This window comes from Falsiroseomonas ponticola, from assembly GCF_016805305.1.
Lineage (GTDB): Bacteria > Pseudomonadota > Alphaproteobacteria > Acetobacterales > Acetobacteraceae > Falsiroseomonas > Falsiroseomonas ponticola.
Map to the genome: position 1 here is coordinate 24,970 of NZ_JAERQN010000016.1, position 23,924 is coordinate 48,893.

A 23,924-nucleotide genomic window follows, 5' to 3' on the forward strand; every position below is an offset into this window, starting at 1 on the left:
GCTATTCCACCCCTTCGACGGTGTCGCCGACCAGGCGGATGTCGCGGCGCCGCAGCAGCGTATCCGCCATCAGCACCGCGGTGTTGAGGATCATCAGGGATGCGCCCGCCGGCATCGCCGCATAGACCCAGGCCTTGGGCACCTGCATCACCGGGCTCGATTCCACCGCGCCCAGCTCCATGAAGGCGAGGCCGACCGAGACCAGCAGGCCGAAGAAGCCGATGCAGGCGAGCTGGCCGAGATACACCACCGCCTGTCCCGGCAGCGACGGCAGGGCGCGCACCACGAATTCCAGCGAGATCAGTTGCCGCCTTCGGCAGCCGATGCCGGCGCCGAGGAACACGACCCAGATGAGGACGTAGCGCGCGACCTCCTCGGTCCAGGCCGCCGAGATGTTGATGCCCATCGCCGTGAGCACGAAGCGGACCAGAACCTGGGTGAGCACGGCCACGCTCATGACGGCCAGGAGGAGGCCGATCAGGTAGGTCAGCGCAAGGTTCAGCCAATCCACCGCCACGACGATCGATCGCACGCTACCGCATCCCCCGCCACCCTTGTCGCGAGACTAGGCATGGCATCCCGGAGTTCGCAACAGGCATGAATGTTCGCGATACGAACGTGCGCGCTGGCGGTCCGCAGGCCTGGCGCCTAGGCTTCGGGATGGAGAGCGCCGGGCGAGAGGGAGAAGGCAGCATGGATGGCACAAGGCTTCCGTTCCGCGGGCATCCGGGGCGATGAGCGGCCTGCTCGCCGGCCGCGTCGCGGTGGTGACGGGCGGCGCGCGCGGCCTTGGTGCCGCCATCGCGTCGCGCTTTCGCACCGAGGGCGCCGGCCTCGTCACGCTGGATCTCGAGGATGCCGACGAGGCCTGCGACATCGCCGACGAGGCGCAGGTGCGCGCCGCCTTCGCCCGGATCGCGGAGCGGCACGGGCGCGTGGACATCCTGGTGGCGAATGCGGGCCTGGTGCCGCGGTGGCGCGAGCTGGGCGCCTTGGACATGGCGGAGTGGGACAGGGTCTTCGCCGTCAATGTCCGCGGCGTCGCGCTGTCGCTCAAGCATGCCGTGCCGCTCATGCCGCGGGGTGGCGCGGTGGTGGCGATGGGATCGATCATGTCGGAGAAGGGCGCGCCTGGGCAGGCGCTGTACACGGCGACGAAGCACGCGGTGCTGGGCATCGTTCGCGCGGCCGCGCAGGAACTCGGGCCGCGCGGCATCCGCGTGAATGCGCTGGGCCCCGGCCCCATCGCGACGGCGGCGCTGCGCGGGCGCGTCGCTTCGCGGGCCGAGGCCGGCATTGGCCCGGCGCCGGAGGTGGCCTTCGCCGCGCTGGATGCCGAAACGCCGCTGGGCAGGATCGCGACGGAGGCGGAGGTGGCGCAGGCTGCGCTGTTCCTGGCCAGTGACCTGTCCTCCGGCATCTCCGGGCGGCTGCTGCGCGTCGATGGCGGGCTCGCCTGATCAGGGGATGCCGGTCACCGCCCCTGGGCCTGCGCGCGGCGGCGCAGGTAGAAGGCGTAGGGCTGGGGCAGCACCGCCTCCGGATCCGCGACGCCGAGGGTGATGGCCGCGTGGTAGGCCCAGGCGGGATCGGCGATGAGCTCGCGCGCCAGGGCGACGCAATCGGCGCGCCCTTCCGCGACGATGCGATCCGCCAGCACGGCATCGGTGATCATGCCGACCGCCATGGTGGGCAGGTCCGCCTCCCGGCGCACCGCCTCCGCCAGCGGCACCTGGAAGCCATGCGGCACCTTCTGGGCCAGCAGCGAGACCGGCGCGGCGATGCCGCCCGCCGAGCAATCGACCAGGTCCACGCCGCGTGCCTTCAGCGCGCGCGCCAGGACGATGCTGTCCTCCAGCGTCAGGCCGCCCTCCACCGTGTCCGTCAGGGAGGCGCGCCACAGCAGGGGCATCTCCGGCGGGATGGCCGCGCGCACCGCTTCCGCCACCATCAGCGGCAGCCGCATCCGTCGGGCGAGGTCGCCGCCATAGGCATCATCCCGCCGGTTGGTGAGCGGCGAGAGGAAGGCGTGCAGCAGGTAGCCATGCGCGCCATGCAGTTCGACCAGGTCGAACCCCGCCCGCACCGCGCGACGGCTGGCGGCGACGAAGGCCGCCACGACATCCTCGATCTCCGCTTCGGTCGCCTGCCGCGGCGGGCGCCAGCCTGGCCGCATCGGCACGGCGGAAGGGCCGATGCACGCCCAGGCGGCCTCCGGCCCCTCCTCGGGCAGGGGGCCGGCACCCTCCCATGGCCGCGCCGTCGCGCCCTTGCCGCCGGCATGGTTCAACTGGATGCCGGTGACGACGCCGTGGTCGCGGTACAGCTGCGTGATGGCCGACCAGGGCGCGACCTGCGAATCCTCCCACAGCCCGGTGCAGCCATGGGTGATGCGCCCGTCGCGCGTGACGGCGGTGGCTTCCATGATCGACGCGCCGGGGCCGGACAGGGCGAAGCGCGCATGGTGCGCCATGTGCCAGGCGCCGGGCCGGCCTTCCTCGGCCAGGTACTGGCACATGGGCGAGACCACGATGCGGTTGCGCAGCGTGACGCCACGCAGCCGCAGGGGCTGGAACAGCGCCGGGCCCGGCGGCGGCGTGCCGCTCACGCCGCCTTGCCGGCCGAGTATTCGTCCATCATGCGGTCGAGCTTCTGCATGAGGGCGTGCAGCACCTTCACCTTCTCCCGCCCTTCCTCGCCGAGCGAGCGGAAGGTGGTGATCGGCGGGCGGACATCGCCCACGGGGTAGCCCGCCGCGGCGGCCAGCGCCTTCGAATAGCACTGGTGGCCATAGAGCGGATGGCCTTCCTTGATGATGTTCGTCATCTGGTCGAGGACATGCTGGATCGCGGTGGCTTCGCGCACGCGGCCGGCTTCCAGCAGCGGGAACAGCGCCGTGGAGGCGCGCGGCGCGTAGTTGCCGTAGGGGTCCACATAGCCGACGGCGCCGAGCTTGTAGGATTCCACCACGCGTTCACCGGCGAAGACGTTCATCACGCCGTCCGTCGCCTCGATGATGTCGAAGACGCGGCCGACATCCATGCTGGCTTCCTTGATGTAGCGGATGTTCGGCAGATGCTTCGTCAGCTTCGCCACCAGGTGCGGCTTGATGTCCACATGCGTGGTGTAGGGGTTGTTGTAGAGCATGATGGGCAGGGAGACGGCATCGCAGATCGCCGCGTAGTAGGCGAAGATCTCGTCCTCCGTGACGGTGTAGTAGTAGGGCGGCACGATCATCAGCCCGTCCGCGCCCAGCCGTTCCGCCATCTTCGCATAGCGCACGGCGGTCGGCGTATGGGCATTGGCCGTGCCCACCATGACCGTCATCTTGCCGCGGCAATGCGCCACGGTCTCCGCCACATACTGCTCGCGCTCCGCATCCGAGACCGTGAGGAATTCACCGGTGGTGCCGAGGATGATGACGCCCGGAACGCCGCAGGCGTGCTGCCAGTCCAGGAAGCGCTTCAGCGCCGGGATGTCCAGCGCGCTGCCATCCTCCGTGAAGGGGGTCACGGTCACGGTGTGGCAGCCGCGGAATTGGGTGGCCATTGCTGCGTTCTCCTCGGTTTGGTGGCTTGGTGGCCGGCCATGCGGGGCCGGGATTGGCGGGCGGGCGGCACGCGACCGATGGGTGATGGGCGCGGCGTTTCGTTGCGCGTGGCGGCGCCGGCGCTTGAGCACCGGGGCGCCGGGATGCGAAGAGGGATGCGGCGGGACCGGATCGGCGGCACGGCGTCCCCGCCCGTCGGCGCTTTCCGCCGGCGCAAGGGGAAACGGGCACGGCATGCGGACGGACTACGCGGTGATCGGCGGCGGCCTGGCGGGCATGGCGGTGGCCTACCACCTGGCGCGCGACGGTGGCGCCGATGTGGTGGTGCTGGAGCAGGGCGAGGTCAATGCCGCCGCGTCCGGCAACAATTCCGGCAGCTTCCACGCGCAGATTCCCGTGGAGCCCTTCCTGAACCAGGGGGAGGACTGGGCGCGTCGCTTCGCGCCGACATTGCGCCTGATGATGGCGGGCATCGCGCGCTGGCACGAGCTGCCGGGCGAACTCGATGCGCCCGGGATGGAGGTCACCGCCAAGGGCGGCATCATGGTGGCGCGGCATCCGGCCGAGCTCGACATGCTGCGCCGGAAGTCGGCGATCGAGCGGAGCGAGGGGCTGGATACGCGCCTGCTGGACCGCGATGAGCTGCGGAGCCTTGCCCCCTACCTCGCGGAGGATGCCATCGGCGGCGCCTTCTGCCCGATCGAGGGCAAGGCGAACCCGCTGACCGCGACCTTCGCCTTCGCCCGCGCCGCCGTCGCGCAGGGGGTGCGCATCCGCAGCCACATGGCGGCGACGGGCATGCAGCGCGATGGCGACGGATGGCTGGTCGCCACCGCCGGGGGCACGCTGCGTGCGCGGCGCGTCGTGAATTGTGCCGGCGCCTCGGCCGGGGAGGTCGCGGCCTGGGTTGGCGTGGACCTGCCGATCGAGGCTCATCCGATCCAGGTCACGGTGACGGAACGCGTGGCGCCGCTGATCCCGCACCTCGTCTATTCGGCGGCGGATCGCCTTTCGCTGAAGCAGACGCGGCAGGGCAGCATCATCATCGGCGGCGGCTGGCCGGCCCGCCTGCACCCCGCGAGCGGACGCCCCGTGGTGAGCATGGAGTCGCTGGTGCCGAACCTGCGCCTGGCCATGGCCGCCGTGCCGGCCGTGGCGCGGCTTCGCGTGGTGCGCAGCTGGGCCGCGATCGTGAACGGCACGCAGGATTGGCGCCCCATCCTGGGCGAGATCCCGGGCGCCGCGGGCGTGTTCCTCTGCTTCTTCCCCTGGATGGGCTTCACGGCAGGCCCGCATGTCGCGCGGCTCGTCGCGAAAGTCGCCCTTGGCCGCAGCCCGGAGGCGGCCCGCGAGATCGCGGCCTTCGCGCCGGGCGCCGCCTGACGGCGCCACATCGCCGCGCGCCTGGTTTGTCGCGGCCCAGGCGGGCACGGCATCCATCGCGGCGGGCGGGGGCGGGCGGAAGGGATGGTCCCGGTCCATGCGGGGCGTCAGCCAGGCGGGCGCGGCCCGCCTGTCCCACCCCCTCGCCGCTCCGGAAACGTCAGCCTTCACCGCACATCATTTCCCGTCGGGACCGCTCATGGAGGACCAGGCCGTTCCTCGAGGGTGCTGGGACGGAGTGAAGAGGATTGCATCCCTGTTAGCAAGTCCGCATCCGCATCGCGGACAGAAGGGCCATGTTGTTCGTATGGCGAACGGACGCCATGCAGGGGGCGCGCGCCGCTATGCCGTGATCTGCCGCCAGCGGATGCAGGCGACGGCGTGGCCTGGCGAGGCCTCCTCCAGGGACGGATCGGTGGTCGAACAGGCCTCCGCCGCTACGGGGCAGCGGGGGCGGAAGCGGCAGCCGGAGGGCAGCGCGACGGCGGAGGGCGGATCACCGGCCACCGCGGCCTCCGCCAGCGTTCCATCCGGGTCCAGCCGCGGCGCGGCGCGCAGCAGGGCCGCGGTATAGGGGTGGCGGGGGGTGGCGAAGAGCGTGTCGGCGGGCGCCGTCTCCACCACGCGGCCGAGATACATCACGGCGATCCGGTCGCACATCAGGCGGACCACCGACAGGTCGTGCGAGATGAAGATGTAGGTCAGGCCGAAGCGAGCCCTCAGATCCTGGAACAGCCGGAGCACCGTCGCCTGCACCGAGAGATCGAGGCCGGAGGTCGGTTCGTCGAAGATCACGATCTCCGGCCGCAGCACCAGCACGCGCGCCAGGCCGATGCGGCGCAACTGCCCGCCGGAGAGTTCGTGCGGATAGCGTGACAGCACGGAGGGATCGAGGCCCACCGCCGCGACCATCTCCTCGATCCGCGCATCGCGCTCACGCGCCTCCGCGACGCCGCCGATGCGCAGGGCCTCCCGCAGCGTGGCACCGATGCTCCACCAGGGATCAAGCGCGGCGCCAGGGTCCTGGTGGACATAGCCGATGGCGGCGCGCGCCTGGCGCGCGGCGCGGGGCGGCAGGCCGGAGACGAGGCGGCCGGCCAGCGTGATCTCGCCCGCCGTCTCCCGCTGCTGGCCGAGCAGCGTGCGGCCGAGCGTCGTCTTGCCGCATCCGGATTCGCCGACGAGGCCGAGGATCTCGCCCCGTTGCAGGTCGAGATCGACGCCATCGACGGCGCGTACCGGCGCCAGCGGCGCGGCAAGGGCACGGCGCCGGCCACCGAGCAGCACCCGCAGGCCGCGGGCGGTGAGCAGGGTGGTCACGCGTCCCACCGGATGCAGCCGACGCCGCGGCCATCCGCCTGCGGCGAAAGCCCGGGCGGGCGCGCGGCGCAGCGGTCCTCCGCCGCCTCGCAGCGCGGCCTGAAGCGGCACCCCGGCGGCGGCGACAGGGGGGAGGGGACAGCGCCGGGAATGCCCGCCAGGCGCTCCATCCGGTCCGGATGGCAGGCGATCAGCGCCCGCGTATAGGGGTGGCAGGGATCGCCGAGGACGAGGCGCTTGGCGCCGGCCTCCACCATCTGTCCGGCATACATCACCGCGACATCCGTGCAGAGCGCGCTGACCACGCCGAAATCATGCGTGACGAACAGGACGGAGAGGTCCATCTCCTGCGCCAGCGACCGGATCAGCAGCAGGATCTGCTGCTGCGTCGTCACGTCGAGGGCGGTGGTCGGCTCGTCCGCCACGACCAGCTCCGGCCGGCACAGCAGGGCGGCGGCGATCAGCACGCGCTGGCGCTGGCCCCCGCTGAACTGATGGGGATAGCGATCCAGCGCGGCCTCGGCATCCGGCAACTGCACGCGACGGAACAGCGCCAGGATGCGGGCGCGTGCCGTGGCGGTGCCGCGATCCTCTCCCTCCGGCGCGTGCCAGCGCCAGATCTCCGCCAGCTGGGTGCCGACGCGGAACATCGGGTTGAGGGCCAGCGCGGGGTCCTGCGGGATGAAGCCGATGCGGCGACCGCGGAAGCGCGCGGCCAAGTCGCGTTCCGGCAATGGAAGCAGGTCCGTGCCGTCGAAGATCACCTGCCCGTGCGTGGGGCGGGCATGGCGCGGCATGACGCCCAGCACCGTCTTCACCAGGGTCGATTTCCCGCAGCCACTCTCCCCGACCAGCCCCAGCACCGCGCCGCGGCGGAGCCGGAGCGACACGCGGTCGAGGATCCGTGCCTCGCCCTCCGGCGTGCGGATCGACAGGCTGAGGTCGCGGATATCGAGCAGCGTCGTCATCGGGACCGGCGAAGGCGCGGATCGGCGACATCGCGGATCGCATCGCCCACCAGGTTGAAGCCGAGCACGGCAAGCAGGATGGCGAGGCCGGGAAAGAGCGATTGCCACCAGCCCTCCGGCAGATCCTTGCGGCTTTCCGCCACCATCAGCCCCCATTCCGGCGTCGGCGGCGCCGCCCCCATGCCGAGGAAGCCGAGCGTCGCCGCCACCAGGATGGTGACCCCCATGCCGATGGTGGCGCGGACGATGATGGCGGGCGCGACATTCGGCAGCACATGCAGGAACAGGATGCGCGGCGTGCCGGCGCCCTGCGCCTGCAACGCATCGATGAATACGCCGGACTTCACGCGCCGCGTCTCGCCATAGACGATGCGGCAGAAGAAGGGCCAGTAGGTCAGCGTGAGCGCCAGCATGGCGGAGCCGATGGAAGGCCGCATCACCGCCGCGAAGGCAAGCGCGAGGACAAGCTGCGGCACGGCCTGGAACACATCGGTGACGCGCATCACCGCCTCCGCCAGCCAGCCGCCGCGATAGCCCGCGAGCAGGCCGAGCGGCACGCCGATGAGCATGGCGCCCGCCACGACGGACAGCGCGATCAGCAGCGCGACGCGCGCCCCCATGATGGTGCGGGAGAAGACGTCGCGGCCCAGGCCATCCGTGCCGAACCAGAACTCGGCGGAGGGCGGTTCCAGCCGCTGCCAGGGCTTGGCGTCGAAGGCATCGTCGGGGAAGGGGACCATGTGCTCGCCGAACAGGGCGCAGGCCAGCAGCGCGGCCAGGATGGTGGCGCCGAGCAGGGCGGCGGGGTCTGCCAGCAGGCGGCGCAGGGCGAGGGGCATCAACCCTGTTCCGCCACGCGCGGGTCGATCAGCGCCTGGGCGATATCCACGGCGATGTTCACCAGGGCGTAGATCACGCCGATGGTAAGGGTGGTGGCCAGCACCGGCTGGTAGTCGGAGATCAGGATGGCGTTGAACAGGTAGTCGCCCAGCCCCGGCCAGCCGAAGATCGCTTCCACCACGATGGAGCCCGACAGGAAGACGCCGAACAGCAGGCCGACCTGCGTGACGGTGGCGGAGAGCGAGTTGCGCAGCACGTAGCGCCACAGGATGACGCGCCCGGGATAGCCGACCGAGCGTTCCCAGGCCACGAAATCCTTCTGCAGCGTCTCGATGACGGAGGAGCGCGTGAAGCGCGCGATGGTCGCGGTGGCCGGCAGCGCGAGCGTCGTCGCCGGCAGGACGAGGTGCCACAGCGCATGGCCGACCATGCGAAGATCGCCGGCCAGCAGGTAGTCGATGGTGAAGATGCCGGTGACGACGGGCGGCGGGCGCAACCCCGTCGCGATGCGGCCGCGCAGCGGCAGAAGGTCCAGCCACATGCTGAAGACGAGTTGCAGCATGAGCGCCATCCAGAAGGAGGCGACGGCAAGGCCCGCGATGGTCATGATGCGGATCGCCTGGTCCACCAGGCCGTTGCGGTTCACCGCCGCGATGGTGCCGAGCGGCACGCCGAGCGCGATGGAGACGAGCATGGTGGCGAAGGCCAGCTCGATGGTGGCGGGAACGCGCTCCATCAGGTCCAGCACCACGGGCCGTTGGGTATAGAGGCTGGCGCCGAAATCGCCCTGCGCCACCTGCTTCACGTAGAACCAGAACTGGACGGCGATGGAGCGGTCGAGCCCGAGGCGCGTGCGCAGCTCCGCGATCTGCGCGCCCGTTGCCTGTTCGCCGGCGAGCATCGCCGCCGGATCGGCCGGGACCAGCCGCGTGAGGACGAAGACGAGCAGCAGAAGGCCGAAGAGCACCGGCACCATCAGCAGCAGGCGCCGCAGGATGAGCCGTGCCATCAGGCGTCGATCCACATCTCCCGCAGATCCACCCCATCCCCCACCGCCCCCGGGCGGAATCCCTTGATGCGCGTGCGGACGGCACGATAGGCCTTGCTGTTGTAGATCCAGACATCCGCCGCCGCATCGACGAGGCGCCGCGACGCGTCCTCATACAGGCGCTGCCGCTCCGCGCGGTCCAGCGTGCTGCGCGCGGCCTGGATCAGGCGCTCCGTCTCCTCGTCCCGGTACCAGGTGGAGCCGCGCTGGCTGCCCAGCGCGTCCTTGGAATAGAAGGTGCCGATCCAGTTGTCGGGATCGATGTAGTAGGTCGATCCCCAATGCGACCACAGTTCCGGCGACGTCTCCTCATTCTGCGTGAGCTGGATGACATTCGCCCAGACGGCCTTCGTGATCCGCAGCGTCACGCCGATGCGGCGGAGTTCCGATTGCAGGAGCTGGGCGGCCTGCTCCGTCTCATCGAAGCCGACCAAAGCGGTGAAGGTGATCTCCTTCGCCACATTGGCGCCAGCGCGGCGCGCGGCATCGAGGTGGCGGCGCGCCAGGTCGAGGTCATGGCGATAGCCCTGCAGGTCCCGCGGATGGCCCCAGAGGCTGACGGGCAGGGGCCCGGGGCTGCGTTCCGCCGTGCCGCGCAGCACCCGGTTGATGAAGAGGTCGTAGGGGAAGGCGTAGGAGAGCGCCTTGCGGTAATCGAGGTTGTTGAAGGGTTCCTTGCCGTTATGGACGCGCAGCTGGAAGGTGCGGAACTGCGGTTCCTCCACCAGGCGCAGGCCGTTGCCGCGGCGCACGCGGTCGTGCTGGTCCGGGCGGATGTAGGAATGGGTGGTGTCGATGTCGCCACGCTCCACCGCCAGCAGGCGGGTCGCGTCATCGGCGACGGGGCGGCAGAGCACGCTGCGGATCGGCTTCGGCTGCGGCCAGCCGCGCCAGTAGTCGGCGACCGCTTCCATGTCGAGCGTCTGCAAGGCCCGGAAGCTGCCGGGCACGATCCGGTAGGCGCCGCTGCCGGCATCGTTGCCCGCGATCCAGGCCTCGCCCCAGTCGTTGTTGACGGTGTTGGCCTGCATCAGCCGCTTGTTGAGGATCGCCACCATCGGCAGGCAGGACATGAAGGGCGCATAGGCGCGATCCAGCACCATGCGGACGGTGTTGGTGCCGGTGGCGCTGATGTTCTCCGGCTTCAGGAAACTCGTGAAGGCCGGCGCGACGCCGCGGCGCAAGGTCAGCATGCGCTGGAAGGAATAGACGATATCCTCCGCCGTCATCGGCGTGCCGTCATGGAACTTCACGTCGCCGCGCAGGGTGAAGTCGAAGGTGCGGCCATCGGCGCTGGCCCGCGTCTCCGTCGCCAGCAGCGGGCGAGGCTCCGGCGGCTCACCCGCATAGTCGTAGAGGCTGTCATAGAGGTTGCAGCGCGTGAAGGCGGAGGGCACGTCGAAGACCGTATGCGGATCCAGCGTGCGGGACAGGTTGCCGCCCCAGATCAGCGCCGGATTGCCCTGCGCCTGCGCGACATCCATGGGCGCCAGGCTGGACGCGGCCGCCGCGCCGATGGCGAAGAATTCGCGCCTCAACATCTCCGCTTCTCCCCGCTCGATTGCCCGACCATCGTCGTCCCGGCATGCTTTGCCGTGATTAGGCCGGGGCCTCGCCGGGGCTGTCAACGCGCATTGCGGGAGATCGAAGACGTGCCGGAACAGGATAGCTTCGCCGTGCTCGCGGGCTTCGACACGCCGACAATCTGCAACGCGCTGGACCTGCTGCGGCCGGGCCGACAGGGCGTGTCCTTCACCACGGGCCGCCTGGTTTGGGCGCGGGATGACGAGCCGGCGATGATCGGCATCGCCGTGACCGCGACGGTGCGCGCCGATGAGCCGCCCGTCTGGGATGCGGCGGAGGGTGCGGCGCGGCGGCTCGGCTACTGGCGCCATCTCGCGGCCTCGCCCCGGCCGGCGCTGCTGGTGGCCCAGGACGTCTCGGTTCGACGCGGCTTCGGCGGCATCTGGGGCGATGTGAATGCCGGCATCCACCAGGGGCTCGGCCTACGCGGCGTGGTCACCGATGGCGCGGTGCGGGACCTGCCGCTGCTGCCGCCGGGCTTCGGGCTGCTCGCGGGCATCGTGACGCCAAGCCATGGCCACGGCCATGTGGCGGGATGGGGGGAGCCGGTCGACATCCTGGGTATGCGCGTGGCGCCGGGCGATATCGTCCATGCCGATCGCCACGGCGCCGTCGCCTTCCCGCCCGCGCTGCTGCCCGACCTGCCCGCCGCCGCGCGGCGCGTCCAGGCGAAGGAGGCGCTGCTGCTCGCCGCGGCGCGGGATGGCGCGACGCCCGAGAGCCTCGCCGCCGCCTTCGCCGCCGCAGCCAGGATCTAGCTGGGCGCCGCCGCCTTGTTGCGGTTGAAGTAGTTGGCGTTCAGGAACTCGGTCAGGTAGTCGCCATAGGTCGTCGGCGCGTAGCGGGGCGGATTGTCCGGGCCCGAGCAACCGGGCAGGCATTCCAGCACGCGGTCGAGATGCGGGTCGAAGAAGAAGGCCATCGAATAGCGCTCTACGCCCGAGGTATTCAGCACGCGATGCGGCGTGGAGAGGAAGCGGTCATTGGTCCAGCGGCGCATGATGTCGCCGGAATTGACCAGGAAGCGGCCCGGCAGCACCGGCGCATTCAGCCAGACGCCGTCGGTGCGCCGGATCTGCAGGCCGCCCACGCCGTTCTGCACCAGCAGCGTCAGGAATCCGCCATCGGTATGCGCGCCGGTGCCGAACTGCTCGGGCTCCGCCTCGTCCCGCGGCGGATAGTGCAACATCCGCAGCGAGAACTGCGCGGGGTTGAAGAAGGGCACGAAATGGTCTCCCGGCAGGCCGAGCGCGCGCGCCACGACCGGCAGCAGCTTCATGCCGAGCTTTTCGGCTTCCACCGTGTAGGCCACGACATCCTCGCGGAATCCGGGCAGGTCGCGCGGCCACTGGTTGAGGCCGCGGAAGGGCTTGCCCGCGATCACATCGGGGTCATCCGGCGTGCGGTCCCGCTTGCAGAAGAAGGATGCGTTGTAGTTCGGCTTGCGGGCGGTCTCGACCTTGGAATGGCGCTGCATGCTGGCATTCACCGGCATGTAGCCGACATTGTTCATGTCGAGCGGGATCTCCTTCTTCCGCTCCAGCGGCAGTTCATGGAAGCGGCGGGATGCCGCGAAGGCGCGGTCCACCACGCGCTGATCCACGCCGTGGTTCTTGATGTAGAAGAATCCGATATTCTCGCAGACATGCCGCATGTCGGCGGCCAGCTTCTCGAGCGCACCCTTCTCTCCGGCGAGGTAGGGCCCGAGGTCGAGGCCGGGGATCATGTCCTCATCGGCATCGATGGCACCGGGCGTGGCGATGGCGTGCGACATCGGCTTCCTCCTGCTTCTCTGGCAGGCAGCCTAGACCTTCGACGGGCGACGGCAAGGGGCGAGGCGCGGTGATGGCGCAGCCGTACCTTGCTTTGTGCGTGCGGTTGCGTGGCGCGTGGCCGTATCACGGTGATCGACGGCAGGCTTGCGATCCTGGCATCGGCGCCGCGGCGCCTATGGCGGGGCGCTGTCCTCGGCCAGCGTCGAATGGCGCACGACGAGCCTGGCCGGGATGCGCAGGTTCTGCGGACCGTCGGAGGGGCGGGAGCCTGGCATGGCGCGTTGCACGGCTTCTTCGACGATCTGCTCCACGGGCTGCTGCACCGTGGTCAGGCGATATCGCGGCCAGGCGGCCATGGCCACGTCATCGAACCCCGCCACCTTGATGTCGCCGGGGATGCGGAGGCCGTGCCGGTCACGCAGGGCGTCCATGCCGCCCGTGGCGAGGATGTCGTTGGCGAAGAACACCGCTTCTGGCTTCCTCGACAGGCACAGCGCTTCCGCCGCCCGCCAGCCGGCGGTGTAGCTGTATTCGCCGGCGCTCGTCGCATCCGTGAGCGTCATCCCAAGCTCGGCGATGCGGGTGATGAAGGCATCTCGACGCTCGCGCGCGATGACGGTGTGTTCCAGCCCGCCGACATAGGCGACGCGGCGCACACCGATCTCGTGGAAGTGGTCGGCGATCTCCCGTGTGCCGGCGACGCTGTCGCAGCTGACCGATTGCAGGTCCGTCTCCGCGGCGACGCGGTTGACGAGCAGCATGCGGCGCCCCTCCGCGGCCCAAAGCAGGTCGCGCGCCGTCAGCACCGTGGCCGAGATGACGATGAGCGAGGAGATGTTGTGCAGGCGCAGCGCCGCCAGCTGCTGCTTCACATCCGCGCCCGGCGTGACGTTGAACAGCAGCGCCTGCAATCCGGCTTCCTGCAGGCGCCGCGTCAGCCGGTCCAGCAGTGTCGAGTAGAAGGGGTTGGCGAAGTCCGAGATGACGATGCCGACGACGTCACGCCGCTCTCCGGTGAGGTTTCGTGCGATCGGGTGGGGCGTGTAGCCGAGGCGCTTGGCCGCGGAGAGCACGCGGGCGCGCAGGTCCGGCGCAATGGAGGCGGAAGGGTTGAAGGCGCGGGAGACGGCCGACTGGCTCACGCCGATCAACCGGGCAAGGTCGCGGGAGGTCAGGGGGCGTTCATGCATGGGTGATCTGAACCATGATTGCATCAATGATGCAAGCCGCCGCTTCAGCCGAATTGAGGTTGATTGGCTAGTGTTGCTGGGTCAGAAAGAAGTAATATCAGTCGTTTATGGGATATAGCCGCATGGTCGTCCACCGGCCTTCACGGCTGTGCGGGGCGTGCGAGGCTGATGCGATACCCCGCTTGCAAGCGATTTCATCGTCGTCTAGCGTCGCTGGAAATCATCAGCGACCGGGGCAACCGGGCCGCATGGTGGAGGAAGTGGGAGCCAAGGAAATGCCGGACCATGCTCTGCATGGCCTGCGTGTGGTCGATGCGTCTGAATCGATTGCCGGCCAGTACTGTTCTCGTCTCTTCGCCGATTTCGGCGCCGACGTCGTGCTCGTGGAGCCGCCGGGCGGATCCGCCATCCGCCAGCGTCCGCCCTTCTCCACCCACGACCAGGGCTCGCTGACCTTCCTGCATCTCAATTCAGGCAAGCGATCCGTCGTGGCCGCGGCGCAGCCGCCGGCGGATCTCCTCGCCTCGGCCGATGTGGTGATCCTGCCGCCTGGCGGCCGGCCCGCGCTGCCTCCCTTGGCCGCGGCCACCGTCACGGTCGATGTGACGCCCTTCGGGCGGGAGGGGCCGCGTGCGGGCTGGAAGGGGCCGGAGATCGTCATCCAGGCGCTGTCCGGCATGATGTTCAACAACGGCACGGAGGGGCGGGAGCCGCTGTTCGGGTGTGGGGACCGCTCCTCCTACGCCGCGGGCCTTGCGGGCTATATCGGGGCGCTGGCGGCGCTGCGGGCGCGGGATGCGGGCGGCGCGGGGCAGCATGTGGACATCGCGGCGGCCGAGACGGCGGCGGCGATGTGCTTCCCCCACGCCTTCCAGCACATCTACAGCGGCACGCTTCGCACGCGGGCCGACCGCACCAACCCGTGCGGCCAGATCCTGTGCCGCGATGGCTGGGTCTGCATCTGGATCTACAATCACCGCTGGGTGCGCTTCTGCGAGACGGTCGGTCTCCAGCACCTGATCCGCGATGAACGCTTCGCCGATCCGGTCACGCGGCGGCAGAACTGGGTGGATCTGTTCGGCATCATCCAGGCGCATCTCGGCGATGAGGCAGCGGAAGCGCTGGTGGACCGGCTCCAGCGCGCCGATGTCATCGCCGCGAAGTCGTACCGGCTGACCGAATTGCCGTCGCAGCGGCATCTGGCGGAGCGCGGCTATTGGGAGCGGTTGCCGGATGGGCGCCGCATCCTCGGGCCGACCTTCAGGCTGTCTCGCACGCCCCGGCGCGTCCGCGGCGGACCGCCCGCGATCGGGCAGGCGCCGGCCATGGCGTCCGCCGGGAAAGACAGGGCGGTGCGGCCCGGCGCATCCGCCGCCGGTGGCCCGCTCGCGGGGTTGCGGGTGATGGAGCTGACGACCGCCTGGGCAGGGCCGATGGCGGGCCGCGTGCTGGGCTTCCTGGGTGCCGAGTGCATCCACATCGAATCGCCGAACCGCGTGAATTCCTGGCGGCTCAACAAGGAACGTCCGAACCCCGAGAACTTCCCGGCCGGCGATCCCGGGGCGCGGCCCTATGACCGGTCCTTCCTGTTCAACTCGCAGAACGTCAACAAGCTGTCCTGCATCCTGGACCTGAAGACGGAGGAAGGACGCGCCATCGCGCGTCGCCTGGCCGCGGCCTGCGACGTCGTCATCTGCAACTTCCGGCCCGGCACGCTGGCGAAGCTGGGGCTGGATTATGAGAGCCTGCGGGCGCTGCGGCCCGACATCATCGTGGCGGAACTGCCGGCCTTCGGCCTCACCGGCCCTCTCTCCAATCACGCGGCGCTTGGCCCGACCATGGAGATGGCGGCCGGCATGTCGAGCCTGGTCGGCTATCGCGATGGGCAGCCGGAGACGACCGGCCCGTCCTATCTCGACCCCATCGGCGGCTTCAACACCGCCGCCGCCATCCTGACCGCGCTGCACCATCGTCAGCGCACGGGTGAGGGCCAGCATGTCGAGGTGCCGCAGGTCGAGGCCGCGATGCATCTGATCGGGGGCGAGATCCTGGCAGCCGCGGAAACCGGGCAGGACCCGGTGCGCGATGGCAACCGCGTGGCGCATGCGGCGCCGCACGACGCCTTCCCCTGCGCCGGCGATGAATCGTGGGTGGTGATCGCCGTCCGCGATGACGCGGAATGGGCGGCGCTGTGCGGGGTGATGGGGCAGCCTGACCTGGCGGCCGATCCGCGCTTCGCCTCGCTGTCCGGGCGCAAGCGGCATGAGGATGAGGTGAGCGCGCTTGTGGCGGCCTGGACCGCGGGCCAGGACCGCCACGCGGTGGCGGAGCGCCTGCAGGCCGCCGGCGTGCCGGCGGCCGCGGTGCAGAAGCCGCGCGACGTGGCGCAGGACCGCCACCTGTCGCAGCGCGGCTTCTTCCATCGCCTGGCGCATCCCGATGCCGGGGAGCATCCGCATCCCGGCCTGCCCTTCCGCCTGAGCGTCACGCCCGGCAGCCAGCGCCGCGCCGCGCCCGCCTTCGGCCAGCATACGGAGGAGGTGCTGGGCCGCATCGCCGGCCTCAGCGCGCAGGAAATTCGCGAGGCCTGGGCGGCGAAGGCGACGGCCTCCGCACCCTTGCCGGGGGGCTGAGGGCAGCGCATGGCAATCGCCGTCACCGACCGCATCGCGCTGACCATCAGGCTGGACGCCAATCCGCGCTACCGCGGCAGCGTGCATGATGACGATGTGGCGCGCCGCCTGGGCTACCGCGCCGCGCTCGTTCCCGGAGCCTTCCTCTACGGGCATTTCAGCCGCATCGCCGTCGATCGATGGGGCATGGCCTGGATCGAGCGGGGGAGCATGGCGGCCAGCTTCCGGCGCCCCGTCTACAATGGCGACGCCGTCACCATCGCCGTCACGCCGGGCGATGGCGATGCGATCCACCTTTCCATGACCGGGCATGATGGCCAGGTCGCCGCCGAGGGCTGGATCGCGCCGCCCGCCGTGGCCGAGGCGCCGTCGCTGGGGGAGTGGCCCCTGCGGCCCCTGCCGCGGCCGGAGGACCGCCCCGCCGTGGCGCTGGGCGAGGCGATCACCGGTCGGCGCGGCGGCACGGCAGGGACGGTGGCGACGATGGCGGAGATCCTGGAATCCCGCGCCGCCTTCGACGAGACGCATCCGATCTACGAAGCGACGGGCGTCGCGCATCCCGGATTCCCGATGCGGCGCGCGATGTTCGAGGTGAATGGCAGCTATCGCTGGCCTGGCCCCATCGTTCTGACGGCGTGCGAGGCGCGGCATTTCGCGGCCGTGCGGCCCGGGCAGCGCCTGCAGGTTTCGAGCGTCATTGCCGAGACCTTTGTGCGGCGCGGCAAGCATTACGTGGTGACGGAGGAACTGATGCTGGCCGATGCGCGCCCGGTGGCGCGCTTCAGGCGGACGCAGCTCTACGGGCGGGACGAGGCATGATGGGCGAGATCGCCTCTTGCCAGGCGGACCGGACCTGTCGTCAGATCGAGGGAACGCCGCGACGCGGCTTCCGTGCGTGCACGGCAAGAAGTTTCGTGCATCGCACGGCAGAAGAACGAATTCGGGAAGGAAGCGCGGGGATCGGGCAACCGTAGCGACAGGCGGCAGGGCTCATGATCGGCCCTGCCGTGGTGCGCGGCTTCGCCCGACACTCCGCCAGGAAGGTGATTCCATGGCGCAAGCACGAACGACGATCAGAAGCGTCGAGCCGTTCCAGGTAGCGTGGTCCCCGGATGATCCGCCGGGCAGCCGCAGCGCCTTCGTCCGCATCACGACGGAGGACGGGATCGTCGGCTATGGGGAGGCCTCGCCCATGCAGGGCGGGCTCCACTCCCTCGGCATCATCGAACGCGATTTGGCGCCGGGCCTGATCGGCGCCGATGCCTTCGACCAGGCCGTGCTGCATGACCGGCTGTTCCACAAGAACATCAAGCTCGGTCCGGAAGGCGCGCTGACGGGCGCGCTGGCGGCGGTGGACATCGCGCTGTGGGACATCAAGGGCAAGGCCCTCGGCCTGCCCATCGCCAAGATGCTGGGCGGTGCCTGGCGCCGCGAGGTGCCCTTCTACGCCTCGGTCGGCGGCAATGCGCGCCGCACGGTGGATGAGGTGGTGAAGGTGGTGGAGGGTCGCTTCCTGCGGGAGAAGCCCTCCGCCATCAAGGTGCGGCGCGATGGCGACCGGTCGAAGCTCGACCTCGACATTCCCGGCGACATCGCCAAGGCGAAGGCCGTGCGCCGGCTGGTCGGCGATGACTTCCCGCTCGCCTGGGACGCCAACAACGGATACTCCGTCGGCGGCGCGATCAGGGTGGGCCGGGCGCTCGAGGAACTGGGCTATGTCTGGTTCGAGGAGCCCGTGCAGCACTACGATGTGCGCAACATGGGAGAGGTCGCGCAGCGCCTCGACATCACCGTCTCCGCCGCGGAACAGACCTATACGCTGCAGGCGCTGGTGGACATCATCAATGCGGGCGTGCGCATGGTTCAGCCCGACATCGTCAAGATGGGCGGCATCACCGGCCTGATGCAGTGCGCCTCCATCTGCTACGCGCATGGGGTGGAACTGGTGCCGCACCAGACGCAGCCCACCATCGGCCATGTCGCCAATCTGCATGTGCTCGGCGCCATCATGCATCTGACGAAGCCCGCTGAATACGCGGACGGATCGGGCCGCATGGACGCGGCCTTCCCCGACCTGCCGAAGCCGCGGGGCGGGCACTTCGCGATCCCGGATGGCCCCGGGCTCGGCATCCAGGTCAATGACGACGAACTCAGGCGGCGCACCGCCTGACAACGCTCGCGGAACAGGGAGGAAAGAACCATGAATCGTCGTGAAGTGCTCAAGCTCGGCAGCGCCGCCTTCGCGGCGAGCACCGCCGGCATCACGCCATCCCACGCGCAGGAAGCGGATGTGCTGCGCATCGGCATCGCGGCGGCGCGGCCGCGGCACAGCGACCCGAACCAGACCACGCAGGGCTCGGACAACTGGGCGACCGAGCAGATGTACGAACAGCTCGTGCGGCCGGAGGATGGCCGCTTCGCCGTGACGCCGGAGGAGAACATCCCGACCCTGGCGACGAGTTGGACGCAGTCCGAGGACGCGCTGACCTGGCGCTTCCGGCTGCGGGAGGGCGTGCAGTTCCACAAGGGCTATGGGGAGATGACGTCGGAGGATGTCGTCTTCTCCTATCAGCGCGCGATCACCGGCGGCACGAACACGACGATCCTGGCGAATGTCGCCGATGTGCAGCCGGATGGCCGCTACGGCGTCGTCATCCGGCTGAAGAGCCCGGATGCGAGCTTCCTCGGCTCCACCGTCTTCCTGAACAACACCTCCATCGTGTCGAAGAAGGCCGCGACGGAGATGGGCGACCGCTTCGCCACCGATGCGGTCGGCACCGGGCCCTACGAGCTGGTCCGCTTCGACACCAACGGCGCCATCATCATGAAGCGGCATGAGGGCTACTGGGGCACGAAGGCGCGGATCGGCAATGTCGAGTGCCTGTACATCGCCGATACGACGGCGCGGACGCTGGCGCTGCTGGCCGGCCGCATCGACATGATGGAGGCGGTGCGCGCGCCGGGCTGGGTGCAATCCATGCTCCAGCGTGACCGCACGCTGAAGATGGACATGACGGCGCCGGGTTCCTTCAACACGCTGCACGTGAACCTGACGCGGCAGCCCTTCGGCAACCTCAAGGTCCGCCAGGCGCTGATGCATGCGATCAACCGGCCCGCCGTTTCGCAGGCGCTGGCGCCGATGGGCGGCGTCATGGCCTGCCTGCAGCCGCCGGGCTTCCCCGCTGGCTTCACCACCGAACAGCTGCCGCCGGAACTGCGCTATCCCCATGATCCGCGCCGCGCCCGTGCGCTGCTGGCGGAAGCCGGCTTCCCGAATGGGATCAGCTTCTCCGCCAATTGCAGCCGGCGGGAGGACTATTCCTCCACCATGCTCATCGTGCAGGAACAGCTGCGCGCCGCCGGCTTCAACATGGACCTGAAGATCGGCGACCACACCGCGTATCATGCCGACAATCGCTCCGACAAGAACACGCTGGCGATGCATTCCTCGAGCTATCCGCCGATCCCGACGCAGCTCTACCAGCAGCAGCTGGCGGCAGCGTCGCAGGTGAAGGCGGATGGGTCGGGTGGCGGCAACTACAGCCACTACGGCGTCGCGATGCCGGGCATCGACGGGCTGCTCGACCGTGCGCTGAACACATCGAGCTTCAGGGACTACGAGAACATCTGCAAGCAGATCGAACTGCAGGTCCTGCGCGACCTGCCGCTGATCGGCCTGTCCAGCCTCTCCTTCACCGTGGCGCGCCGGGGCAATATCGACCTCGGCTACGAGGTGAAGGGCGGCTATGCCCGCTGGCGCTTCCACCGCGCCACCAAGCGGGCCTGAGCGGCGGGGGCGCGCAGCATGGGCCGTTTCCTCCTTCGACGCCTGTTCGATGCGGTGCCGACGGTCCTGCTGGTGCTGACCCTCGTCTTCGCCGCGATGCGCATCCTGCCTGGCGATCCGGCCCTGGCGGCGCTGGGCGACAATGCGCTGCCCGAACAGCTCGCGGCCTTCCGCGAGCAGTTCGGGCTGAACCAGCCGCTGTGGCGGCAGTATCTCGACTTCCTCGGCGGTGTGTTGACCTTCGATCTCGGCCGGTCGCTGCTGCACAGCCAGCCGGTGCTGCAGATGCTGGGCCACGCACTGCCCTACACCATCGAGCTGACGATCGTCGCCACCTTCCTCGGCGTCGCGATCGGCGTGCCGCTCGGCGTGCTGGCCGCCACGCGGCGCAACCAGCTGCCGGATTCGGGCGTGCGGCTGTTTTCCCTCGTCGGCTATGCGGTGCCTGATTTCTACCTCGGCGCGCTGCTGCTCATCACCTTCTCGCTCAACCTCGGGCTGTTCCCGATCAGCGGCGGCGGCGAGGGGTTCTGGGACCGCATGTACCATGTGCTGCTGCCCGCCATCACCCTGGCCTTCCTGAAGGCGGCCTTCATCGGCAAGCTGACGCGCACTTCCCTGCTGGAGGTCTTCGGCAAGGACTATGTCCGCACCGCCCGCGCCAAGGGCGCGCGTGAAGGCCGCGTGATCTACCGCCATGCGCTGCGCAACGCCCTGCTGCCGCTCACCACGGGTCTCGGCATCAGCCTGCTCGCCACCCTGTCGGGGTCGGTCGCGGTGGAGCTGGTGTTCAACCGCCCCGGCATCGGCACGCTGCTGATCGGTGCCATCAGCGAACGCGACTATGCCGTGATCCAGGGCGGCATCATCGTCTTCGCGCTACTCGTCGTCTTCGTGAACCTGCTGATCGACCTGCTCTACATCGCCGTCGATCCCAGGCTGAGGGTGCAGGCATGAGCGCCGTGACGGAACGCCTCGACCTGCTGGCGCCGGAGCCATCGCGCCTGGCCATCGTGCGGATGGTCATCCTCAACCGGCCGAGCACCATCGCCGCGGTCTGCCTGATCCTGGTCTTCGTCGTGATCGCGACAGCCGCGCCCCTGATCGCGCCCTATGATCCGCTGGCGCAGAGCTACATCAAGATCAACCAATCGCCGTCCTGGGAGCATTGGCTGGGTACCGACCAGTTCGGCCGCGACGTGCTGTCCCGGATGATCTACGGGTCCCGCAATTCGCTGATCATCGGCGTGCTGGCGCCGCTGGTGGCGGCGATCATCGGCACGACGCTGGGCGTGGTGGCGGGCTTCTTCGGCGGCATCATCGACCGCGTCATCTCCCGCGTGGTGGACCTTCTGATCTCCTTCCCGGAACTGCTGCTGGCCATCATCATCGCGGCCGCGCTCGGCGGCGGGTTCTGGAACATCGTCATCGTGCTGGCGGCGGCCTTCGTGCCGAATTTCGCTCGGGTGGCGCGGGCGCAGACCATGGCGGTGCGGGCGGAGCCCTATGTGGAAGCGGCCGTCGCTTCCGGCGTCACGCAGATCCGCATCATCCTGCGCCACATCATCCCGAACATCGCCGCCCCCATCGTGGTGCTGATGACGCTCTGGACTGCCTCCGCCATCCGGCTCGAGGCGTCGCTCAGCTTCCTTGGCCTCGGCACCCAGGCGCCCCAGCCGAGCTGGGGGAACATCATCCGCGACGGGCTCAACAACCTGTTCGGCTCGCCCTGGCCGGTGATTGGCGCGGGCCTTGCCATCACCAGCGTCGTGCTCGCCTTCAACCTGCTGGGCGACACGATCCGCGACGTGCTGGATCCGGAGACCTCCCCATGACCGCGCCGGCGGAGGGCCGCCCGCTGCTGCAGGTGGAGGGGCTGAGCGTGGAGTTCGGCAGCCCCGCCGCGCGGTTGCGCGTGGTGGATGAGGTGAGCTTCGACATCCATGCAGGGGAGACCGTCGGCCTCGTCGGCGAGTCCGGCTCGGGCAAGTCCATTACCGCGCTGTCCATCCTGCGCCTGGTGCCGGAACCACCCAGCCACCTCGCCGGTGGACGCGTGCTGCTGGATGGGGTGGACCTCACGACCCTGCCGCGTGACCGGCTGCCCGAGATCCGCGGCCGCGACATCGCGATGATCTTCCAGGAGCCGATGAGCAGCCTGAACCCGGTACAGCGCATCGGCGACCAGGTGGCGGAGGCGATCCTGCTGCACCAGCGCATGGATGCCGGGGCGCGCCGCGCGCGCGTGCTGGACCTGCTGCGCCTGGTCGGCATCCCCGATCCCGCCCGGCGCATCGACGCCTATCCGCACCAGTTCTCCGGCGGCATGCGCCAGCGCGTGATGATCGCCATGGCGCTTGCCTGCAACCCGCGCCTGCTGATCGCGGATGAGCCGACCACGGCGCTCGATGTCACCATCCAGGCGCAAGTGCTGGCGCTGCTGCGCGACCTCAAGACGGAGTTCGGCACGGCGATCCTGTTGATCACGCATGACCTCGGCGTCGTCGCGGAATCCTGCCAGCGCGTGGTGGTGATGTATGCCGGGCGCGTCGTCGAAAGCGGGCCGGTGCGGGCGATCTTCCGCAACCCGTCCCACCCCTATACGCGCGCCCTGCTGCAATCCATCCCGCGCCTGGATGAGGAGCGGCGGCGGCTGCACCAGATCCCCGGCAACGTGCCGCCGCCTGGCCCGCTGCGCGCTGGCTGCGCCTTCCACACACGCTGCGCGGAGCGTCTCTCGCGCTGCGCCACCGACCGGCCGCCTATGGTACAGTTGGGCGATGGCCACCAGGCCGCCTGCTGGCTGGCGGGGCCGATGGCGCAGGCGCGGGTGGCCCAGGCGGTGACGCCATGACGGGCCCGCTGCTCTCTGTCCGAGACCTTCGCAAGGTCTTCAGCGCGCAGGCCGGTTTCGGGCGACCGGTGACGAATGTCCGCGCCGTCGATGGCGTCTCCTTCGATGTCGAGCCCGGTGAGACGCTGGCGCTGGTGGGTGAATCCGGCTGCGGCAAGTCCACGCTCGGGCGGCTGATCCTGCAGCTCATCCCGGCCAGTGGCGGCCAGGTGATGTTCGAGGGGGTGGATCTCGTCCATCTCGGCACGCGTCCGCTGCGGGAGATGCGGCGCCGCATGCAGATGGTCTTCCAGGACCCCTTCGGATCGCTCAGCCCGCGGCGCAGCGTGGCCGACATCGTGGCCGAGCCCATCGATTCCTTCGGCCTGGCGCCGTCGCGCAAGGCGAGGCGCGAGATGGTGGCGGATCTGCTGCATCAGGTCGGGCTGCCCTCGGCGGTGATGGACCGTTATCCCCGCCAGTTCTCCGGCGGCCAGCGCCAGCGGATCGGCATCGCGCGCGCCATCGCGGCCGGGCCCTCCTTCATCGTGGCCGATGAACCGGTCTCGGCACTCGATGTCTCCGTGCAGGCGCAGGTCATCAACCTCATGCAGGACCTGCAGGAGAGCCGCGGGCTCACCTACCTCTTCATCGCGCATGACCTCGCGGTGGTACGGCACATCGCGACGCGCGTCGCGGTGATGTATCTCGGCCGCATCGTCGAGATCGGACCCAAGGCGCGAGTCTATGCCGCGCCGCACCATCCCTACACCCAGGCGCTGCTCTCGGCGGCGCCGAACCCGGACCCGGATGTTCCGAAGCGCCAGATCATCCTGACGGGCGACGTGCCGAGCCCGAGCAACGCACCGAGCGGCTGCGCCTTCCACACGCGCTGCCCGATCGCGCAACCGCGGTGCCTGACCGAAGCGCCCGAACTCCGCCCCGTCGGCGGGGGGCACCAGGCGGCCTGCCACTTCGCGGCGGACCACCCGATCCCGGCGGTGCCGTAGCGC

21 protein-coding genes are annotated in these 23,924 nt (G+C 69.8%); 11 read left to right on the forward strand and 10 right to left on the reverse strand.

Annotated elements, in window-relative coordinates:
* Nucleotide 1: 1 nt before the first annotated feature.
* Entirely contained in the window at nt 2-532 is a 531-nt protein-coding gene (locus tag JJI54_RS29250; RefSeq protein ID WP_203076972.1) for a TRAP transporter small permease, read from the reverse strand.
* Nucleotides 533-734: 202 nt separating this feature from the next.
* On the opposite strand from JJI54_RS29250, the gene JJI54_RS29255 reads away from it, so the two are divergent.
* On the forward strand, nt 735-1,460 hold the full coding sequence (locus JJI54_RS29255) for an SDR family NAD(P)-dependent oxidoreductase (protein WP_203076973.1): 726 nt from the start codon (nt 735-737) through the stop codon (nt 1,458-1,460).
* A gap of 14 nt (nt 1,461-1,474) precedes the next feature.
* On the opposite strand, the gene JJI54_RS29260 is transcribed toward JJI54_RS29255, so the two are convergent.
* On the reverse strand, nt 1,475-2,608 hold the full coding sequence (locus JJI54_RS29260) for an NADH:flavin oxidoreductase/NADH oxidase (RefSeq protein ID WP_318987608.1): 1,134 nt from the start codon (nt 2,606-2,608) through the stop codon (nt 1,475-1,477).
* Entirely contained in the window at nt 2,605-3,549 is a 945-nt protein-coding gene (locus tag JJI54_RS29265; protein WP_203076974.1) for a dihydrodipicolinate synthase family protein, read from the reverse strand. Before JJI54_RS29265 ends, JJI54_RS29260 begins: the two co-directional genes overlap by 4 nt.
* Before the next feature lie 235 nt (nt 3,550-3,784).
* On the opposite strand from JJI54_RS29265, the gene JJI54_RS29270 reads away from it, so the two are divergent.
* On the forward strand, nt 3,785-4,933 hold the full coding sequence (locus JJI54_RS29270; RefSeq protein WP_203076975.1) for an NAD(P)/FAD-dependent oxidoreductase: 1,149 nt from the start codon (nt 3,785-3,787) through the stop codon (nt 4,931-4,933).
* A 342-nt stretch (nt 4,934-5,275) separates the two neighbouring features.
* Here the strand turns inward: JJI54_RS29270 and JJI54_RS29275 are convergent, their stop codons facing one another.
* The 5 genes from JJI54_RS29275 to JJI54_RS29295 are packed head-to-tail and all read right to left on the reverse strand — an operon-like array spanning nt 5,276 to nt 10,650.
* Entirely contained in the window at nt 5,276-6,253 is a 978-nt protein-coding gene (locus tag JJI54_RS29275) for an oligopeptide/dipeptide ABC transporter ATP-binding protein (RefSeq protein WP_203076976.1), read from the reverse strand.
* Nucleotides 6,250-7,221, reverse strand: a complete 972-nt coding sequence (locus JJI54_RS29280; RefSeq protein WP_203076977.1) for an ABC transporter ATP-binding protein — start codon at nt 7,219-7,221, stop codon at nt 6,250-6,252. Before JJI54_RS29280 ends, JJI54_RS29275 begins: the two co-directional genes overlap by 4 nt.
* On the reverse strand, nt 7,218-8,060 hold the full coding sequence (locus JJI54_RS29285) for an ABC transporter permease (RefSeq protein WP_203076978.1): 843 nt from the start codon (nt 8,058-8,060) through the stop codon (nt 7,218-7,220). Before JJI54_RS29285 ends, JJI54_RS29280 begins: the two co-directional genes overlap by 4 nt.
* Nucleotides 8,060-9,070 carry an ABC transporter permease gene (locus JJI54_RS29290; protein WP_203076979.1) on the reverse strand — a complete coding sequence of 337 codons (1,011 nt, stop codon included), beginning with the start codon at nt 9,068-9,070 and terminating at the stop codon, nt 8,060-8,062. Before JJI54_RS29290 ends, JJI54_RS29285 begins: the two co-directional genes overlap by 1 nt.
* Nucleotides 9,070-10,650: an ABC transporter substrate-binding protein gene (locus JJI54_RS29295; RefSeq protein WP_203076980.1), complete on the reverse strand. Its 1,581-nt coding sequence runs from the start codon at nt 10,648-10,650 to the stop codon at nt 9,070-9,072. Before JJI54_RS29295 ends, JJI54_RS29290 begins: the two co-directional genes overlap by 1 nt.
* Nucleotides 10,651-10,761: 111 nt before the next feature.
* Between JJI54_RS29295 and JJI54_RS29300 the strand changes: the two genes are divergently transcribed.
* On the forward strand, nt 10,762-11,451 hold the full coding sequence (locus JJI54_RS29300; protein ID WP_203076981.1) for an RraA family protein: 690 nt from the start codon (nt 10,762-10,764) through the stop codon (nt 11,449-11,451).
* Here JJI54_RS29300 and JJI54_RS29305 read toward each other — a convergent pair.
* Both JJI54_RS29305 and JJI54_RS29310 read right to left on the reverse strand, forming a co-directional pair.
* Nucleotides 11,448-12,467 (reverse strand): isopenicillin N synthase family dioxygenase, encoded by a 1,020-nt coding sequence (locus JJI54_RS29305; protein WP_203076982.1) that lies wholly within the window; start codon nt 12,465-12,467, stop codon nt 11,448-11,450. The genes JJI54_RS29300 and JJI54_RS29305 overlap by 4 nt on opposite strands.
* A 174-nt stretch (nt 12,468-12,641) precedes the next feature.
* Nucleotides 12,642-13,658: a LacI family DNA-binding transcriptional regulator gene (locus JJI54_RS29310; RefSeq protein ID WP_203076983.1), complete on the reverse strand. Its 1,017-nt coding sequence runs from the start codon at nt 13,656-13,658 to the stop codon at nt 12,642-12,644.
* A 275-nt stretch (nt 13,659-13,933) separates the two neighbouring features.
* On the opposite strand from JJI54_RS29310, the gene JJI54_RS29315 reads away from it, so the two are divergent.
* The 8 genes from JJI54_RS29315 to JJI54_RS29350 all read left to right on the forward strand — a co-directional run bounded on the left by JJI54_RS29315 (nt 13,934) and on the right by JJI54_RS29350 (nt 23,921).
* Nucleotides 13,934-16,291 carry a CaiB/BaiF CoA-transferase family protein gene (locus JJI54_RS29315; RefSeq protein WP_203076984.1) on the forward strand — a complete coding sequence of 786 codons (2,358 nt, stop codon included), beginning with the start codon at nt 13,934-13,936 and terminating at the stop codon, nt 16,289-16,291.
* Between the two features lie 9 nt (nt 16,292-16,300).
* Entirely contained in the window at nt 16,301-17,110 is an 810-nt protein-coding gene (locus JJI54_RS29320) for a hotdog family protein (RefSeq protein ID WP_203076985.1), read from the forward strand.
* Nucleotides 17,111-17,342: 232 nt separating this feature from the next.
* The gene (locus tag JJI54_RS29325; RefSeq protein WP_203076986.1) at nt 17,343-18,461 is read left to right on the forward strand and encodes a mandelate racemase/muconate lactonizing enzyme family protein; all 1,119 of its coding nucleotides are present in this window, start codon (nt 17,343-17,345) and stop codon (nt 18,459-18,461) included.
* Nucleotides 18,462-18,491: 30 nt separating this feature from the next.
* Entirely contained in the window at nt 18,492-20,078 is a 1,587-nt protein-coding gene (locus tag JJI54_RS29330; RefSeq protein ID WP_203076987.1) for an ABC transporter substrate-binding protein, read from the forward strand.
* A gap of 18 nt (nt 20,079-20,096) precedes the next feature.
* A complete protein-coding gene (locus JJI54_RS29335) occupies nt 20,097-21,035 on the forward strand; it encodes an ABC transporter permease (RefSeq protein ID WP_203076988.1) in 939 nt (312 codons plus the stop codon).
* Complete coding sequence (locus JJI54_RS29340; protein WP_203076989.1) at nt 21,032-21,913, forward strand: ABC transporter permease; 882 nt, start codon at nt 21,032-21,034, stop codon at nt 21,911-21,913. Before JJI54_RS29335 ends, JJI54_RS29340 begins: the two co-directional genes overlap by 4 nt.
* Nucleotides 21,910-22,932, forward strand: a complete 1,023-nt coding sequence (locus JJI54_RS29345; protein ID WP_203076990.1) for an ABC transporter ATP-binding protein — start codon at nt 21,910-21,912, stop codon at nt 22,930-22,932. The genes JJI54_RS29340 and JJI54_RS29345 overlap by 4 nt, the downstream gene beginning before the upstream one ends.
* Entirely contained in the window at nt 22,929-23,921 is a 993-nt protein-coding gene (locus JJI54_RS29350; protein ID WP_203076991.1) for an ABC transporter ATP-binding protein, read from the forward strand. The genes JJI54_RS29345 and JJI54_RS29350 overlap by 4 nt, the downstream gene beginning before the upstream one ends.
* Nucleotides 23,922-23,924: the final 3 nt, after the last annotated feature.

Coding starts and splice junctions, on each gene's coding strand:
- JJI54_RS29290 (WP_203076979.1), bottom strand. CDS start 9,070: ATGGCACGGCTCATCCTGCGGCGCCTGCTGCTGATGGTGCCGGTGCTC.
- JJI54_RS29330 (WP_203076987.1), top strand. CDS start 18,492: ATGAATCGTCGTGAAGTGCTCAAGCTCGGCAGCGCCGCCTTCGCGGCG.
- JJI54_RS29270 (WP_203076975.1), top strand. CDS start 3,785: ATGCGGACGGACTACGCGGTGATCGGCGGCGGCCTGGCGGGCATGGCG.
- JJI54_RS29340 (WP_203076989.1), top strand. CDS start 21,032: ATGAGCGCCGTGACGGAACGCCTCGACCTGCTGGCGCCGGAGCCATCG.
- JJI54_RS29350 (WP_203076991.1), top strand. CDS start 22,929: ATGACGGGCCCGCTGCTCTCTGTCCGAGACCTTCGCAAGGTCTTCAGC.
- JJI54_RS29335 (WP_203076988.1), top strand. CDS start 20,097: ATGGGCCGTTTCCTCCTTCGACGCCTGTTCGATGCGGTGCCGACGGTC.
- JJI54_RS29345 (WP_203076990.1), top strand. CDS start 21,910: ATGACCGCGCCGGCGGAGGGCCGCCCGCTGCTGCAGGTGGAGGGGCTG.
- JJI54_RS29295 (WP_203076980.1), bottom strand. CDS start 10,650: ATGTTGAGGCGCGAATTCTTCGCCATCGGCGCGGCGGCCGCGTCCAGC.
- JJI54_RS29265 (WP_203076974.1), bottom strand. CDS start 3,549: ATGGCCACCCAATTCCGCGGCTGCCACACCGTGACCGTGACCCCCTTC.
- JJI54_RS29280 (WP_203076977.1), bottom strand. CDS start 7,221: ATGACGACGCTGCTCGATATCCGCGACCTCAGCCTGTCGATCCGCACG.
- JJI54_RS29255 (WP_203076973.1), top strand. CDS start 735: ATGAGCGGCCTGCTCGCCGGCCGCGTCGCGGTGGTGACGGGCGGCGCG.
- JJI54_RS29320 (WP_203076985.1), top strand. CDS start 16,301: ATGGCAATCGCCGTCACCGACCGCATCGCGCTGACCATCAGGCTGGAC.
- JJI54_RS29315 (WP_203076984.1), top strand. CDS start 13,934: ATGCCGGACCATGCTCTGCATGGCCTGCGTGTGGTCGATGCGTCTGAA.
- JJI54_RS29325 (WP_203076986.1), top strand. CDS start 17,343: ATGGCGCAAGCACGAACGACGATCAGAAGCGTCGAGCCGTTCCAGGTA.
- JJI54_RS29310 (WP_203076983.1), bottom strand. CDS start 13,658: ATGCATGAACGCCCCCTGACCTCCCGCGACCTTGCCCGGTTGATCGGC.
- JJI54_RS29285 (WP_203076978.1), bottom strand. CDS start 8,060: ATGCCCCTCGCCCTGCGCCGCCTGCTGGCAGACCCCGCCGCCCTGCTC.
- JJI54_RS29305 (WP_203076982.1), bottom strand. CDS start 12,467: ATGTCGCACGCCATCGCCACGCCCGGTGCCATCGATGCCGATGAGGAC.